The sequence below is a fragment of the Brevibacillus schisleri genome (genome assembly GCF_055685845.1).
Map to the genome: position 1 here is coordinate 6520519 of NZ_JBVNDM010000001.1, position 15775 is coordinate 6536293.

The window sequence follows — 15775 nt, forward strand, 5'->3', positions numbered from 1 at the left end:
ATGATGACCTTACAAGATAAAGTTCCTTCATATGATGTGCCTACGCGTGAAGAAGCTCTGAGTCATTTGCTGCAATCGATTGCCCTAGAGGAAGAAGCCTTGTCCAGATTGCTAAACGCCGAAGCTGACAAAGCCCTTGCTTTCGTTGGCAAAAATCTGGACTTCCCCAACAACCCCTCCAATGATGAAATCATCACCTTTAATCGTACAGTCATTTCGATTCTGGATTCGGTGCTCATGGCTGAGTGGCTTTTGTTAAAAAAGCTGAACGCAGCCATTCACATGTACCCTGTGGCGCTTAAATCAAATTTTGAGATGGAAGCATCCAATTTCGGGGATGAATTGGATGACTACTTCACCATCGACTATTAACGATTGATCATTTCAGGAATTCGAGGTCAATTGCCATGAAGAACAAAGGTATCGATGACCAAACCGTTCTAAAGCTGACCTATTCCATCGTCCAGTTGGTCAAAGGATTGGAATCTCGCTTTCATCATGCCAAAGATTATGAGCTCATGCTGTTTGGCTACCAAATATCAACGATGATCAATCTGCTCGTCAGACTGCATACCCACATACATCATAAGCAGATTGCTCACAGCTTCCTTTTTGAATCGCATAATCCCCTCCATCCCGCTAGTGAAATGCACACTCCTGTCCTTGCTGCGATAGCCCAGTTATCGGAATGGGTAAAGACATGGAGGTTTTCACATAAACAAATCACCACCTTGATAGAAAATCATCTGCGGCAATTACAAGCTTTTTACTCGATAGAACCGGAAGAGGATTCCCCCTACGACGAGCCGATGCAATTGGGGCTAGAAGGAGATATTCGAGACGACGAACCTGTACAGCTTGACGTTCCACCTGTACCTACCCCAACCCCTCCATTGCTCGCAAACAAAGCACGCATCGATACGGCCAAAAACCGGAAATCAGCACGTCAAAAACCCCCATTATTAGCACAGGCTGCCTCCGTCCCTACTCCCGATAAAAACAAACGCAAATCCAAGCGTCCCAAGCCTGTAACAAACATGGCAAAAGTGCGTGGCCAGAAAAAGATGCTCGCTAAGCGAGTGTCTGCACCTACAAAGCCTCCCTTTGTACCGAACTCCGTAAAGGTACGTATCGGCAATGTCACCAAGGTCATCCACATATGAACCTGAATCTAATGAAGGAGTAAGGGATATGGCTCGTTTGGAATTGATCGAAGTGGCCGGCAACAGTTATGTGGTCTCCGGTAAATACGGGATCGGTGTCTATTTGGATAGGTCCAGCAAAACTGCTGTTTTCATGGATAGCGGACCGAATGCCACGGTCATCGAGAAAGTATGCGCGAGAATCAGCGATCGAGGGTATCAAATCCTTGCCGTTGTTCATACACATGGTCACGCTGTTAACCACGGTGGCAATCCCTATTTGAAAAAAAGGTTCCCCAATCTACGCATCTATGCGACACATCTGGCATCCTATATCATCGAAAATCCGCATCTCGAGCCTTTGGTTTTCGACGTAGGTGGAGGGTCTGATACGAAGCCTGATGAAAACAATGAGAATACACGTGCACTCGTAACGGATTATCTGCCATCCACCGATGGTATCTTTCACGTCCATACCATTCCATTTAAAATCGTCTCCTTACCGGGGCATTCGCCGGGAATGGTCGGCATTATTACCCCTGATCATGTCCTTTACTGCGGCGATGCCTTGTTTGGTGCCAAAACATTGAACAAGCAGGAGCTGCTTTTTTTTAACGATCTGAGGGCTGCCAGAAGAAGCTTCAAGAAGCTCTCGATGATGAAATTGAACGCTTACGTGCTGTACCATGGCGGACCTTACAAGACAGTCACAGGACTAATTAACAGGCATCTCACCCTTATGAAAGACACCTCTGCTTTTCTTGAAGCATGGATTCATGAGCAGCCAAGCACTCTCGAGCAAGTAGTCCAAAAGGTCATGAAAAAGTATGCGTTTGGAGATGACTTGCACCGCTACGGTTTGACTACCTCGATTATCCGCTCTTATTTAAAAGAACTACAGCAAGAGAACCGAATTGTCGCAAAGGTGGACAATGGTTTACTGCTATTCAGCAAACCCGCGCCAAACACTTGAACAAAGGCTGTATATGGGGGTGTACCATGGGTAAAAAACGTATTTTAATCGGGAGTCCCATTCAACAATTCCCGATTATTTTGGAGGAATTCCTTCAATCCCTCACAGAGCTGACTACCAAAAATGAACTGGTCCATTACCTGTTCATTGACGATAACAAAGACCCACTTTCCAGTACACTCTTGGCTGATTTCGAGAAGGAGAACAAACGAACCGTCATCCTCAAAAACACAGACGATGATACGTATGTTCGAAATGAACTGACCCATTATTGGACGGAACGGAATATTTGGAAGGTAGCGCAAATGAAAGATACGATTATCTCCTATGCGCTCAAAGAGGGTTTTGATTACTTGTTTTTGATCGATTCAGATCTCGTTTTACATCCTCACACCCTGCAACAGCTGCTTCAAGCCAATAAAGATATTATCTCCAACATTTACTGGACACGCTGGCAGCCTGATTCGATTGAGCTTCCTCAAGTTTGGCTGATGGATCAATACACGTTAACACGCGAGGGCGCTTCCGAATCAGCGGAGAACCAAAACTTTTTAGAGATGCTGCGTAAACCGGGTGTGTACGAGGTAGGAGGTCTCGGTGCATGCACGTTAATCCACCGAAAGGTCTTGGAGGCAGGCGTCAGCTTTAAACGAATAGCCAACTTGTCGTTCTGGGGAGAAGATCGGCATTTTTGCGTCCGGGCTGTAGCCATGGGCTTTTCTTTGCATGTAGATACGCACCTTCCCGGGTACCACATCTACCGTCAGTCGGATCTGGCAGGAGTGAGCGAGTATCGCAAAAAAAATGGCATGACAGCGAGGAAAGCGAATCAGATTTCAATCAGTTTATGCATGATCGTCAAAAATGAAGAAGACGCTCTGGAGCGTTGCCTCTCCACCGTTGCGGATCTCGTCGATGAAATCATTATCGTCGACACGGGTTCAACAGACCGCACGAAAGAAATTGCGTCCAACTATGGCTGTACCCTTTATGATTTCGAGTGGATTGATGATTTTTCAGCCGCACGCAACTATGCGTTCAGCAAGGCAACATGCCCCTATATTTTGTGGTTGGATGCAGACGATATCCTTCTGGAAAAGGACCGTCAGCTCTTCCGCGAGTTGAGGTTTACATTGAATTACAGCATCGACAGTGTCACGATGAACTACAACCTTTCTGTAGACAGCAATGGGAATGTGGCATACAGCATTCGCCGCAATCGCCTCGTAAAACGCGACCGCGGATTTCGCTGGATCGGACCCGTCCATGAGTATTTGGAAGTAAGTGGTAACGTCATCAACAGTGACATATCCATCACGCATAACAAGCAGAAGGAATACACGGACCGCAATCTGCAAATCTATCGACGCAGGGATGCCAAAGGGGAAGAATTCTCCCCACGGGACTTGTACTATTATGCGAATGAATTACGAGACAATCAGTATCATGAAGAAGCCATTACTTTTTACACGAGGTTCCTGAACACCCAACAAGGCTGGGTAGAGGACAACATTAACGCTTGCCTGAAGTTGGCGAGTTGCTATTCCCATCTCTATGAGAGACAAAATGTTCTGTCGTCGCTATACCGTACGTTCAACTACGATCGCCCACGGGCGGAAGCATGCTGCCAGATCGGAGCCTTTCACGTCGAAGATAAAAATTGGCTACTGGCCATTTTTTGGTATGATCTCGCAACAAAAGTAGAGCGACCTGCTGAAAAGCTCGCACACATCGACCATGTTTCCTGGACCTGGCTACCTCATCTGCAACTCTGCTTATGCTATTCTCAAATGGGGGACAACGAGAAATCACGTCACCACAATGATATTGCCTATTTATACAACCCAACTCACCCTAGCATTCTCTACAACAAAAAGTACTTTGAGTCTCTGACTTGACTCCCCTCGTGATCATGAAAAAGTTACCCACCCTGTGGGTGAATGTATACATGCCATAAGCAATGGTGGTCTATTTTTTGATGAGCACGGTGCTTACCGGTGAACACAAAAGTCAATCTGGAAATCAGATTGGCTTTTTTCCGTTTCTATACAGCCAGGCACGCGCACAGATAAAGCCTCATAGCATAGTAATAAGTTTTTGAATGTAACAGGAAGGATGAATGCCATGTCTCAAGCAAATATTCCCAATATTACTCCCACGATTACTGTAACGAGAGACGATGCTATCAATCTCCTCCTTACTTCCATCGCCATCGAAGAGCTCAGCCTCGGGCATATTATTCATGCAGAAGCAGAAAAAATGCAATATGCCATTGGTACACTACCAGGCTTGACTGTTCCTGCTTCGGTAAGCGATCTCCTTCTGGTGAATGCAAGCGTTCGCCAAACCTTGCAAGACGTTGCGAAAAAAGAAATGCTCTTGCAATCGAAACTGGACAACATCCTGTCTGTTTCATCCAGCAGCACAGGTGGCATATCGGGGGCTACAGGGGCCACGGGCGTTGGTGTGACGGGTGCCACCGGGGCTACAGGTGCGACGGGGATTACTGGACCGACTGGCGCGACGGGTGCCACCGGAGAAACTGGCGCTACCGGGGCCACTGGCGCGACTGGACCTGCTTTCACCACTGAAAACTTCTCAGCCTTTTTATCAACTGTAACCCTTGGCGAATCTTCCCAATTAGTTAACTGGTCAATAGCCAGCCCCTATTATGGCAGCCCAAGTTTCAATCCGCTAACTGGCACTTATACAGTACCAGAGACTGGAACTTACGCCATCAAAGCAACCATTACCTATGAAACAAGCGAAGCCATTACCGTTAGTTTAGGCCCGGAAATCACCCCTGCAATTGAAGTACAGAGAATCACCCCTACTGCAACAAATCTCATTAGCGGTGATTTTCCTGTTCTCAACGTAAACATTGCGCTCGTACTCATATTAAGAGCCATTCTGGGGGCGGGAACCGTCACGCTCGCAGGTGACGTTCAACTCCATGCAGGTGATACTCTCGGTTTGTTCTATGTTGCCAATGGATTGACCATCAACCTCAACTTAGGTGGAGGCGGCGAGGGCATCGTCTGGTCCATTCACCGTCTCACCTAACAAGACTTTGCCTTTACGAAAAAAGCTGACTGCAATCTACCATGCAGTCAGCTTTTTCCTGTCCGTTACATTCCCGGCTTACACCTTTTTCACAAATTCCGATTTCAATTTCATTGGACCAAAACCATCGATTTTGCAGTCGATATCATGGTCTCCGTCAATCAAACGGATATTTTTAACTTTTGTCCCGATTTTCACGACCAAAGAAGTCCCTTTAACCTTGAGGTCTTTAATGACGGTTACGGTGTCGCCATCGTTCAAGACATTTCCATTCGCATCCTTGATGACCTTGTTATCTTCACCGTTGTCGCTGTCTGCTTGCAACGTCCACTCATGGCTGCATTCCGGGCATACCAAGGAGCTTCCATCTTCGTACGTGTATTCTGAATGACATTTTGGGCAATTTGGCAATTGACTCATCTTTGATATAACCTCCATTCGATCGATACTGTCCATTCTACCATAACTAGCCAGAAAATCTGGTCATCTAACCAGTAAGCCCTTCGTCTCGTGCTTTTTTAACAGCCTCTTCGCGATTCTTAACACCCAATTTTGCATAAATCACTGTGGTGCAATTGCGCACCGTTCCTTCAGAAAGAAAGATTTTCTCCGCGATTGTTTTCATGCGAAGCCCCTCTACTAACGAGGTCAGTATGCCTCTTTCCCGTTCCGTCAGCCCATAGGGACACTCGCGCCCTTGCTTTTGGCGAAGTCCATTCAGCTCTTCTTGCTGCAAGCGCATTTCTTTGAAAAGGACATCCGCAATCTTATAGTTAATCAATGCTTCACCCTGATGAACCACTCGTATCGCCTCTACCAGCTCGATCGGACTTACCGATTTTAACAAGTAGCCATTCGCGCCTCTCCCTAGCGTTTCTGCCGCAAGGGCTGTTTCTTCGAAGGTCGTCAACATAATGACACGCATATCCGGCCACCGCTCACGTATCGCTTGCAGTGTCTTCGCCCCGTCCATGACAGGCATTTGAACGTCCAAAAGTACGACGTCGGGCTTTTCTTTTGGAATGATGTCCAGTGCCATGAAGCCGTTCTCTGCGACCCCGACCACCTGCAAATCTTGCTGATTCTGTAAAACGAGTTGCAAGCTTTCCCTCACAAAGGGCTGATCATCGACGATCAGGATACGTATGCCTGCACTTGGTACAGCCTGCATAGCTGGCAGACTACAAATGACCGTCACACCTCCTTCGTCCATACAATGGATCGATAATCGTCCCTGAAGTGCTTCCAGCCTTTCCTTCATCGATTGCAGACCAAAGCCAAATTCGATTGTCCCATTTCCTTGCCCATTATCTTCGACCTGCAACCGGATCTGGGCTTCTTCAAAGTAAAGCCCCACGTGAACTTGTGATGCTTTTCCGTGTCGCACAGCATTGGTCAGTGTTTCTTGCAAGCAGCGGTACAAAGTCAGCTTTATGGAACGGCTCAACGCATACTCAGCACCGTACATACGCAGCTTGACGGACACCCCTGTAGCCACTTGAAATTGCTCGATCAATTCAACGAAGGCGGACTCCATCGTCGTAGCAGATTCATAGCCATTCTGAGCCCACTTGTGGAAAATCCCTCTGGACTCGTCCAAACCTTGTCGGGCCATCCGTAAAAGCATGTCCAGCCGACTAGCCTCCGCATCTGGTATTTTAGACCGAAGCATCTCCATCCCCATAATAAGCGATGTCATCGTGTGCCCGATCGTGTCATGCAGCTCTCTGGACATTTTGTTCCGTTCTTCCAGCAGCGTGATTTCCTCCACCTGGGAAGTGTATTGCTCCAATATTTGGTTCTGATGTTGAATGATCAAGCCTTGCTTATGCATATGGCTAAGCAATTGAAAGGCAAAACCAAGCGCATATGCCGCGAAATGGTACACTATTAGATCACTTACGACTATTGGCTCGAAATCAAACCCAATTGCCTCGCCCACAAGAAACGGAATCGCCAAAATCGCCAATGGTCCCGTCCAGCGATAAGATCGTTCCACACTGTGATACCCGATGAGAAAAGCGATGGGGATAAACTGCCATCTTACTCCTTCAAAAAAGAAGTTCAAGGCAATACACAAGCCTCCACTCAAAAAAATCTCGGCGAACAAATATAGGTTACGAGAGTATCGACGCAAACAACTGGGGACGACAAGCACGAAGAACAAAACGATCCATGTAAACACTATCGGATAAGGCAATTGATCGTGATGGCGGACAAAACCGAGAATAATCGTCAATCCCCACATAAAGTGGATGGTGAAGATCATCCAGTCGACCCATAACCATCGTTTAACAAATGCAAGCAATTGGCACACCTCATCTACACCCTAACTTTCTCTCCATTATAGTATCAGATGACGATCAGCTACTATCACGATAAGCAATGACATTCTGTGACTTCTCACCGTGACACTCATCGTCCTATACTCATCCCTGTCGCTGGCTTACAACAATTGACTGACGCAAAACGCGAAAGGTGATGAAACATGACATTATTTGCTTTACGAAAATGGTTTGCCGTTCTGCTCGTATCCTGCCTCATGCTGATACAGCCCCTATCTGTGGTCAATGCTCGCTCCCCTCTTACTGCTCTTTCCATCGAACAAGTAGTTGATCCCGTCATGAAAAATGAAATGAACAACTTGCATATCTCGGGCGCAGCCATTGTCATTACCCAGGGAGACCGCATCATTTTTAAAAAAGGCTATGGTTTTGCCGACGTCGAACAGCAAATCCCCGTTGATCCTGAGCGTACGGTGTTTCGAATCGGTTCCGTGACCAAGTCGTTTACTGCTACTGCAGCGATGCAACTCGTGGAAAAAGGCAAGCTTTCCTTACGCGAAGATTTGAATACCGTCCTAAAGGACTACAAAATTACCAATAATCGTTACGGACCGATCACACTCCACCACCTGCTCACACATACAGCCGGTATAGATGAAAAAATTTATAAAAGAGACAACCGCGAGAGTGTGATACCAGAATTCTCGACCGAGCCCGTAAATGAAACGCTTCAGATGCAGGAGACGATTTTCACGCCAGGCAGCAAATTTCAATATAGTAATGCGGGCACCGGATTGTTAGGAAGTGTAATCGAACAAGCTTCCGGTCAATCTTTGCATGACTATATGCGGGAGAATATCTTCCGCCCGCTAGGTATGGATTCCGCCGAATTGTATCTCCCAGAGGACAAGAGCAATCTGGCTAAAAGCTATTATTACGACGGAAACGGCTATCAAACGATTCCTTACTCGGGGATTATTTTCCCAGGGAGTGGTGCCGCTAATATGACACCAGTTGACTTCGCCCCCTATATGATCGCCCATCTTTCTGGCGGCAGCTATAACGGCACATCTCTGCTCAAACCAGAAACTGTCCAGAGCATGCATGCCCAGCAATTCGCGGCCCATAAGCGCATGTACGGGGTCGGCTATGGCTTTTTTAAAGGAGAGACGAAAAACGGCATTCCTACCCTATGGGCAAACGGTGGGATTGATGGCTTTATCTCAAAAATGGTGCTGATTCCCTCAGAATCAATCGGCATCTTTGTTGCGGTGAACGCCACGCATCCGGGCTTGGAGCTACACGGCAAGGTCGTGAACGCGTTTACCGACAAGCTACTGACAGAGCAAGTCCGCAAGCCCATAACTCCTGTTGATGGCACCATAGACGAAATGAAAAAGCTGGAAGGTCAATATCTGCTTACCCTGACGCCCGAGAATGGCTGGGGCAAAGGGCTTCGGCTGCTTAATAGCTACCCTTACACAGTGAAGGCATTAGATGGGCAGACGATATCCGTGACTGGTTTATTCCAAAATGAAGGACAGCAATCCCTTGAGAAAAAGTTTGTGCAGGTAGACGATCATTTCTTTCAAGAGATCAACGGTGAGGAACAGCTATATTTTCACGAAGAACAAGGAAAATTTTATATGACAGGACCGATGAACTTTTCGCTCCCTCGTATCTCCTTCATCGAAAGTCCGCCTGTTCTCCTGGCTCTATATGTGATTCCCGGAATCGTGTTCATCCTTCTTTCGCTCGTCTGGATCGCTCGTTTCGGGCTACGCAAATGGCGCAAACAATCGCACGCTATTTCGAAGGTCGTTCCGATTATGGCTCTGCTTCATAGCTTGTTTTTTATCATCCAATTCACCTATGCAAACGCAGAGCTTGTCTATGGCTACCCGGTCTTTTACCAATTCGTTGTCGCATCCCTACCGATTGTTTCGTTGGCCGCCGCCGCTTATTTACTCCTGCGAATCGGAACATCCAAGGAGCGCGCTCGCTGGAAGGTAGTGAATAGCGCAGCAGCGATACTTTCCATCCTGTATACTGGCTATTTATTTTACTGGAACTTTCTTTCGATTCATTACTCATAGGACTCCGAGTTCGGGACTAATAGAAAAATGACTAGCGGCGAATTCTGCTAGTCATTTTTTTCGTTCCTCACTCATATCGCAACGCGTCAATCGGATGGAGCCTAGCTGCCTTATGAGCCGGATAGAGCCCAAAGAAAATACCGATGACACTGGAAAACCCAAAAGCGATTACGATACTTTCCCACGATAATAACGGTGGCACATCGACATATTTCGAGGCAAACATGGCTGTCCCGATGCCGAGCAGCACGCCAATCGTTCCACCAATCAGGCAGACGATCAGCGACTCAATCAAAAACTGCAGCATAATATCTCCGTAACGGGCCCCTAACGCTTTGCGAATGCCGATTTCCCGCGTCCGCTCCGTGACGGATACGAGCATGATGTTCATGACGCCAATCCCACCGACAAACAGCGCAATCCCGGCTGCGACACTAAAAATCGTGGTGAGCGTGCCGGAAAAGGAATCCATCTCCCCCAGTGCGTTCTCGATACTATCGATTTGGTAGTAGTTTTCGCGATCGTGCCTGCGGTTTAAGTACTTCTCTGTATGCTTCTTGGCTGCTTCCATCGTTTCCTTCGACTTGGCTTTTACAGTTATCGTATGAACGTACTTGTACCCGTCCATATTGTGCAGAAAGGTAATCGGCATATAAGCACCCTCGGATCGACCATCGTCAATCATCAGCTTGGCTTCCCTTACCACGCCAATAACGACGACTGATGCTGCTTTGAAAGTCAAACGCTTGCCAATCGGGTCTTCACGTCCGAAAAGCCCTGCCGCTAACTTTTCGGTTAAAACGATAACCGGCTTCCCCTCTCTTACTTCCTTCGCAGTAAAATATCTGCCTGCAACTAGTTTCAAGTTGGGTTGAACCTTTAACAGATCCTCATTTGTTCCTTGTATACTTGCGTCCTTCCCCTTTTTCGGGCCACGAATTGTTCCATAAAGACTTGTGAACGGCACGGCCTCTTCAATGTAGGGCGATTGTTGGGGAAGTGCATAAGCATCCTCCACTGTCAAATCAGTAATCTTGCTTCCTTGGCCCCACCAAACAGTAACGCTGAAATTAGTAGCACCCAGCTTCTCCAACTGATCAGTATAGGCCTGTTGACTGCCGTTTCCTAGTGTAATCACGGCAATAACAGACATGATTCCGATGATGATCCCAGACATCGTCAAGGTAGCTCGGAGCTTATTTGTCCCAATCCCTTCCAGAGCCGTACGAAAGCTTTCGAGTAAATTCACGTGAGGATCACCTCCTCGGACGGAGTAGCAAACAAGCGCTTCTCCACTCGCTCATCTCGGATGATATGACCATCTCGAAACGTAATGACGCGCTCGGCATGCTGAGCGATATCCGCCTCGTGCGTGACGAGCAGAATCGTTACCCCTTGCGCATGCAACTCCTGAAAAATCGCCATGATCTCGATGCTGGAACGACTGTCCAGATTCCCTGTCGGCTCGTCAGCAAGCAAAATGGCTGGCTGGTTAACCAACGCTCTGGCGATAGCTACCCGTTGTCTTTGACCGCCGGACAGCTGCGTTGGTTTATGATCCATCCGCTGGGCAAGTCCGACACGCTGCAACGCCGCTTTCGCTCTTTTTTTGCGTTCTGTCATGCCGACGCCCGCATACATCATCGGCAACTCTACGTTTCGCAGCGAAGTAGCACGTGGCAACAGATGAAACGATTGAAAGACAAAGCCGATTTTTTGATTGCGTACCTGCGCCAGCCCACTATCCTTCAACTGCGTAACATCAATTCCATCCAAGACATACGATCCGGAGGTTGGCCGATCCAGACAACCCAGCATGTTCATAAACGTCGATTTTCCGGAACCAGAAGGTCCCACGATCGCCACGAATTCACCTTGAGCTACGTGGATATTGATATTTTGCAAAGCGAACAGCTCCAGCTCATCCGTCTTGTACTGTTTGGTTAACCCCTCAATGTTCAGCATATGTATCCTCCTTTACCCCGCAAACTCTTCGGGAGATGCTTGGAAGATCACTTCATTTTCTTGCAAGGTTTCCGGTGGATTCGCTACCAATTCTTCACTGCCATCCAATCCGCTTTCAATTTGGATAAACAATTCACTTTCAATTCCAGTCGTCACTTTTTTCTTCTTGGCCTTGCCATTTTCCGCTACCCAGACAAAAGAAGATCCATCTTGATCTGTCACGACTGCCTCAATGGGGACTTGCATGGCGTTTGCTGCTTTTTGCAGGACGATGTTCACATCCACGTGAAAACCTGGCTTCAAATACTCCCTTGTCTCATTTATATGGACAGCGACCGGCACTCCCGTACTCTCTCCACCCGGCTCTTTGCTGGTTACAGCCATAGGAGATATGCGCAACACCTTACCTTGCAACTGTTCTCCGCCTAAGGAAATGCCTGAGACCACCGCATCCTGTCCGATTTTGATTTTACGCAAGTCAGATTCTCCAACTGCTGCTTCGACCATAACATCATTGGTATCTCCAACCGTGAGAATTTCCTCGCCTTTACTTAGGTACTTCCCTTGTTTCACCTTCATCGAGAGCACCGTTCCGTCAATCGGAGACACGATGCTGCTTTGCACACGTTGCTTTTCATATTTTGCTTTTTCCAAATTCAGCTTTTGAATTTGCGCCTCGTAGGAGCGAATCTCTGCCTTGTCTGGCCCTTTTTGCTTCAAAAGTAAATCTTGCTTCGCGACCCTTACTCTTGATTCTGCGGTCTGTAGCTTTTGCTTCGCCTCCTCTACAGCCTGTTGGGTAGACACGCCTGCGGTAAACAGCGATTGCGTTCGCTGGTAATCTTTTAATGCCGTTTGGTATTCGCGTTCATGCTGGGCAAGCTGCTCTTGCATTTTCGTGACTTCCTCAGTTTCCACACCTTTGGAGAGCCTTGCGATATTCGCTTCTTGAATGGTGATCTGTGCCTCGATATCCATGATTTCATTGCTGACATCGGACATGTCGATATTGCCGATCACCTGCCCTTTCGTCACTTTGTCTCCCTCCTTGATGGAGAAATTCCGCAATTCGCCTGCATAGTTAGCGAACAATGTATGTTCATTTCGTACTTTGACCAGGCCCGACGTCAAAATCGTGCTTTCCAAATCGGCCGTTACCACCGTTGATAACGTGACAGTAGTGCCATTCTTCTTTTCTCCCGAAGAAGCTGCATAGCCACCGAACCCGGCCACAAGCACGCCCACGCCCACACCCAGCCAGATCCACAAACGTTTTTTCATATTCCTTACCTCCCCAAAAACTTTAAACCCCGATCATTTTTAGCCAATCAAAAAACCCCACTTCTTCCTTCGCAGTTTCCACCCCGGCTCGTCACCCGATCAGGATAAGGAAAACTGTTAAAAGAAAAAGTGGGGTAAAACTTAAATTTTTTTAAAGTGAGGGAGTCTATTTGTAAGGTAAGCGCACTTCGAAAATCGTACGAATCAAATTGCTCTCGGCAGAAATCGTCCCTTCGTGGCGCTCGACGATATTTTTGGCGATAAATAGCCCGAGACCTGTGCTTCCGTTTTGATGGCTTCGGGCCTTGTCACCTGTGTAAAACTCCTCGAAAAGATGCGGCAGATCTTCCGGGGGAATCTCGTGACCATAATTGATAATCTGCACAACGACCTGGTCACCCGCAAGAAAACCGTTGATGTCAACAAACTGACCATCGTGCCCGTAACGGATGGCATTCGTCATGATGTTCTCGAAAACGCGTGCCAAGAGCTCGCCATCCCCGCAAACCGTCAATCGTGACGCCACATTCATTCTCGTTTCCAACTGATTTTTCTCCAAGGAAGGATATAGCTCCTCGTTTAACTGCATGAGCAGTTCACTGAGGTCAATCATGTTCTGTTGGATGGTGAGCATGCCATAGTTCATTCTCGTAATTTCGAAAAGCTCATCGATCAGCTTTTCCAAACGCTGCGACTTGGTAAAAGCAATATTCGTGTAATGTCGGGCTTGTTCCACCGTTAACTGCTCGTCCCGCAAAATGATGTCCAAATACCCTAAAATAGAAGTCAGTGGCGTCCGCAGGTCATGCGCCAGGTTTAAAACCAACTGATCTTTGCTGCTTTCGGCAAAATCTCCTCTTTGTACGGCTTCTTGCAACTTTTCACCCGCCAGATTGATGTCCTTGGCAATATCTCCAAACTCATCGTTTGACGGTATTTGAACATGATGGGTAAAGTCGCCGTTTGCAAGATGATGAATTCCTCTGGAAATCTCCTGAAAGTAGACGGCATACCGTTTGGTTAGCAAGAAGAAAAACAGTATGGCTAGTGGAACAAAAATAATCAGAAAGAAGTAAATGTCCCCTATTTCTCGCATAAACTGGCGAATCGGCGCTAAAATGCTTTCCATCTTCACCTGTGATCGATAGTAAAACTGTAGCGCTTTAAAGATCACATAGGTTACCGAACCAGATAGAAGCAGACTTAGGCCCAGAAGCTTGACCATTTGGAACCGAAAGCTCCGTATCATCTTAGCCATGAAAGGAATACCCTACTCCCCAAACCGTTTTGATCCACTTGTTTTTCGTTTTTTCTTCTCCCAGCTTCTTTCGCAAGGTGCGAATGTGCACCATGACTGTATTGCTACCTTCATAGTACGCTTCGCCCCACACCATCTGGAAAATATTATCTGCACTAAACACCTTCTTTGGGTATCTTGCCAGCAGGTAGAGAATATCAAACTCTTTCGGTGTTAACTCAATCGTTTCTCCGTACAGGCTCACAGTTCGCTCCTCTGGATAAATGACAAGTCCCCCTACCTCTAAAACCTTGTTACTCGCTACTGCTACTGCTGGTTGATTCAGCTGCTTAAAGCGTCGCAGCTGGGCATTCACACGAGCGACCAATTCCATTGGATTGAATGGCTTGGTCATATAATCATCTGCGCCCATCACCAATCCCGAAATTTTATCCAGATCGGACGTCTTGGCACTCAAAAAGATAATCGGCATATTGTGCTGTTCACGAATGAGACGGGTGACCTCGTAGCCATCCAGTCCAGGCATCATAATATCGAGAATCGCCAAATCAATCGAATGCGTCTGCACAGCTTGGAGTGCTGCCTTTCCATCCGCTGCAATAATTGTGTGGTAACCTTCTTTTTTCACATGCAAGGCAACGAGCTCCGCAATCTCCGCTTCATCGTCGGCGATCAATATGGTGACGTGCTTCATCGTTTTTCCCATCCCTTGTATACATTTCCTACCATTATAGCAGGTATGAACTAACTTTTCTGTTATCGTACACAGAGCTCGTTCATACAATTATGGATAATAATTACTTTCAGTTTGTTTTGACTTTGCAGACTTTTCTATATTACTATATTCATGTCCATATCATATCTAACATAAATATACTTGGGGGTAATTTATGAAAAAACTAATGTTTGCTGTGGTTTCTGGTTTGTTGGCACTTACGGTAAGTGCGTGTGGCACTGGCACAGATCAGGCTGCCTCAACATCCGGGCAATCCGGTGCAAAAAAGTACGTGTTTGGTACAGATGCAACATACCCACCCTTTGAGTTTGAAAAAGACGGAAAATACGTAGGAATTGACATCGACCTGATCAATGCAATTGCCAAAGAAGAGGGCTTTGAGGTAGAAATTAAGCCGATGGACTTCAAAGGAATCATTCCAGCTGTTCAAGCGAAGCAATTGGACGGTGCCATTGCGGGGATCAGCATGAATGATAAGCGCAAAGAAATTCTAGATTTCTCTGAACCTTACTATCAAGCAGGTCTTTCCTTGGTCGTACGTGAGGACAACACAACGATCAATGGAGAGGCAGATTTGGCTGGCAAAACGATTGCGATCAAAAAAGGCACGACTGGCGCGACCTTTGCTGATGAGCTCGGGCAAAAGTACGGAGCGACTGTCAAATACTTCGACGATAGCCCTTCCATGTTCCAAGAGGTTCAAAACGGCAATGCTGATGTAACCATCGAGGACTATCCGGTTATCTCTTATAAAATTACGGTAGACCCTGCTTCCAAGCTGAAAATTGTAGGTGACCGTCTCAATGGTGACCACTACGGCATCGCAGTTTTAAAAGGGAACAAAGAGCTGCAAGACAAACTCAACTCTGGTCTGAAAAAGCTGAAAGAGAACGGGAAATACGACGAAATCATCAACACATACTTGAGCACGAAAAAGTAAAAGGCGCAAGACGCGCCTTTTTTTCACCTTAGAAAG

General features: G+C 46.9%; 14 protein-coding genes. 7 read left to right on the plus strand and 7 right to left on the minus strand.

Annotated features, from left to right (window positions below; all coding sequences use genetic code 11):
• Positions 1–3 precede the first annotated feature (3 nt).
• The 5 genes from ACUUHJ_RS30780 (at position 4) to ACUUHJ_RS30800 (ending at position 5178) form a co-directional block, all read left to right on the plus strand.
• Positions 4–372, plus strand: coding sequence for an alpha-helical endospore appendage domain-containing protein (locus ACUUHJ_RS30780; protein WP_472300934.1), 369 nt, complete (start codon positions 4–6; stop codon positions 370–372).
• Positions 373–407: 35 nt separating this feature from the next.
• On the plus strand, positions 408–1163 hold the full coding sequence (locus ACUUHJ_RS30785; RefSeq protein ID WP_289675232.1) for a hypothetical protein: 756 nt from the start codon (positions 408–410) through the stop codon (positions 1161–1163).
• Between the two features lie 28 nt (positions 1164–1191).
• Positions 1192–2115 carry an MBL fold metallo-hydrolase gene (locus ACUUHJ_RS30790; RefSeq protein ID WP_472300935.1) on the plus strand — a complete coding sequence of 308 codons (924 nt, stop codon included), beginning with the start codon at positions 1192–1194 and terminating at the stop codon, positions 2113–2115.
• Between the two features lie 26 nt (positions 2116–2141).
• Positions 2142–4013, plus strand: coding sequence for a glycosyltransferase (locus ACUUHJ_RS30795; protein ID WP_472300936.1), 1872 nt, complete (start codon positions 2142–2144; stop codon positions 4011–4013).
• A 226-nt stretch (positions 4014–4239) separates the two neighbouring features.
• Entirely contained in the window at positions 4240–5178 is a 939-nt protein-coding gene (locus ACUUHJ_RS30800) for an alpha-helical endospore appendage domain-containing protein (RefSeq protein ID WP_472300937.1), read from the plus strand.
• A gap of 78 nt (positions 5179–5256) precedes the next feature.
• Here ACUUHJ_RS30800 and ACUUHJ_RS30805 read toward each other — a convergent pair whose 3' ends face one another.
• Both ACUUHJ_RS30805 and ACUUHJ_RS30810 read right to left on the minus strand, forming a co-directional pair.
• The gene (locus tag ACUUHJ_RS30805) at positions 5257–5598 is read right to left on the minus strand and encodes a zinc ribbon domain-containing protein YjdM (RefSeq protein WP_015893952.1); all 342 of its coding nucleotides are present in this window, start codon (positions 5596–5598) and stop codon (positions 5257–5259) included.
• Between the two features lie 67 nt (positions 5599–5665).
• On the minus strand, positions 5666–7495 hold the full coding sequence (locus ACUUHJ_RS30810) for a response regulator (protein WP_472300938.1): 1830 nt from the start codon (positions 7493–7495) through the stop codon (positions 5666–5668).
• Positions 7496–7666: 171 nt separating this feature from the next.
• Between ACUUHJ_RS30810 and ACUUHJ_RS30815 the strand changes: the two genes are divergently transcribed.
• Positions 7667–9559: a serine hydrolase domain-containing protein gene (locus ACUUHJ_RS30815; RefSeq protein WP_472300939.1), complete on the plus strand. Its 1893-nt coding sequence runs from the start codon at positions 7667–7669 to the stop codon at positions 9557–9559.
• A 67-nt stretch (positions 9560–9626) separates the two neighbouring features.
• Here ACUUHJ_RS30815 and ACUUHJ_RS30820 read toward each other — a convergent pair whose 3' ends face one another.
• The 5 genes from ACUUHJ_RS30820 to ACUUHJ_RS30840 all read right to left on the minus strand — a co-directional run bounded on the left by ACUUHJ_RS30820 (position 9627) and on the right by ACUUHJ_RS30840 (position 14757).
• Positions 9627–10808, minus strand: a complete 1182-nt coding sequence (locus tag ACUUHJ_RS30820; protein WP_289675241.1) for an ABC transporter permease — start codon at positions 10806–10808, stop codon at positions 9627–9629.
• Positions 10805–11524 carry an ABC transporter ATP-binding protein gene (locus ACUUHJ_RS30825; protein ID WP_289675243.1) on the minus strand — a complete coding sequence of 240 codons (720 nt, stop codon included), beginning with the start codon at positions 11522–11524 and terminating at the stop codon, positions 10805–10807. Before ACUUHJ_RS30825 ends, ACUUHJ_RS30820 begins: the two co-directional genes overlap by 4 nt.
• Positions 11525–11536: 12 nt before the next feature.
• Entirely contained in the window at positions 11537–12805 is a 1269-nt protein-coding gene (locus tag ACUUHJ_RS30830; protein ID WP_472300941.1) for an efflux RND transporter periplasmic adaptor subunit, read from the minus strand.
• Between the two features lie 166 nt (positions 12806–12971).
• The gene (locus ACUUHJ_RS30835) at positions 12972–14063 is read right to left on the minus strand and encodes a HAMP domain-containing sensor histidine kinase (protein ID WP_289675245.1); all 1092 of its coding nucleotides are present in this window, start codon (positions 14061–14063) and stop codon (positions 12972–12974) included.
• Complete coding sequence (locus ACUUHJ_RS30840; RefSeq protein WP_472300942.1) at positions 14056–14757, minus strand: response regulator transcription factor; 702 nt, start codon at positions 14755–14757, stop codon at positions 14056–14058. The genes ACUUHJ_RS30835 and ACUUHJ_RS30840 overlap by 8 nt, the downstream gene beginning before the upstream one ends.
• 196 nt (positions 14758–14953) lie before the next feature.
• Between ACUUHJ_RS30840 and ACUUHJ_RS30845 the strand changes: the two genes are divergently transcribed.
• On the plus strand, positions 14954–15739 hold the full coding sequence (locus ACUUHJ_RS30845; RefSeq protein WP_289675246.1) for a transporter substrate-binding domain-containing protein: 786 nt from the start codon (positions 14954–14956) through the stop codon (positions 15737–15739).
• Positions 15740–15775: the final 36 nt, after the last annotated feature.

Excerpts from the sequence above, each read along its gene's own strand:
- ACUUHJ_RS30780 (WP_472300934.1), top strand. The coding sequence starts at position 4 with ATGACCTTACAAGATAAAGTTCCTTCATATGATGTGCCTACGCGTGAA.
- ACUUHJ_RS30785 (WP_289675232.1), top strand. The coding sequence starts at position 408 with ATGAAGAACAAAGGTATCGATGACCAAACCGTTCTAAAGCTGACCTAT.
- ACUUHJ_RS30790 (WP_472300935.1), top strand. The coding sequence starts at position 1,192 with ATGGCTCGTTTGGAATTGATCGAAGTGGCCGGCAACAGTTATGTGGTC.
- ACUUHJ_RS30795 (WP_472300936.1), top strand. The coding sequence starts at position 2,142 with ATGGGTAAAAAACGTATTTTAATCGGGAGTCCCATTCAACAATTCCCG.
- ACUUHJ_RS30800 (WP_472300937.1), top strand. The coding sequence starts at position 4,240 with ATGTCTCAAGCAAATATTCCCAATATTACTCCCACGATTACTGTAACG.
- ACUUHJ_RS30805 (WP_015893952.1), bottom strand. The coding sequence starts at position 5,598 with ATGAGTCAATTGCCAAATTGCCCAAAATGTCATTCAGAATACACGTAC.
- ACUUHJ_RS30815 (WP_472300939.1), top strand. The coding sequence starts at position 7,667 with ATGACATTATTTGCTTTACGAAAATGGTTTGCCGTTCTGCTCGTATCC.
- ACUUHJ_RS30825 (WP_289675243.1), bottom strand. The coding sequence starts at position 11,524 with ATGCTGAACATTGAGGGGTTAACCAAACAGTACAAGACGGATGAGCTG.
- ACUUHJ_RS30830 (WP_472300941.1), bottom strand. The coding sequence starts at position 12,805 with ATGAAAAAACGTTTGTGGATCTGGCTGGGTGTGGGCGTGGGCGTGCTT.
- ACUUHJ_RS30835 (WP_289675245.1), bottom strand. The coding sequence starts at position 14,063 with ATGGCTAAGATGATACGGAGCTTTCGGTTCCAAATGGTCAAGCTTCTG.
- ACUUHJ_RS30840 (WP_472300942.1), bottom strand. The coding sequence starts at position 14,757 with ATGAAGCACGTCACCATATTGATCGCCGACGATGAAGCGGAGATTGCG.
- ACUUHJ_RS30845 (WP_289675246.1), top strand. The coding sequence starts at position 14,954 with ATGAAAAAACTAATGTTTGCTGTGGTTTCTGGTTTGTTGGCACTTACG.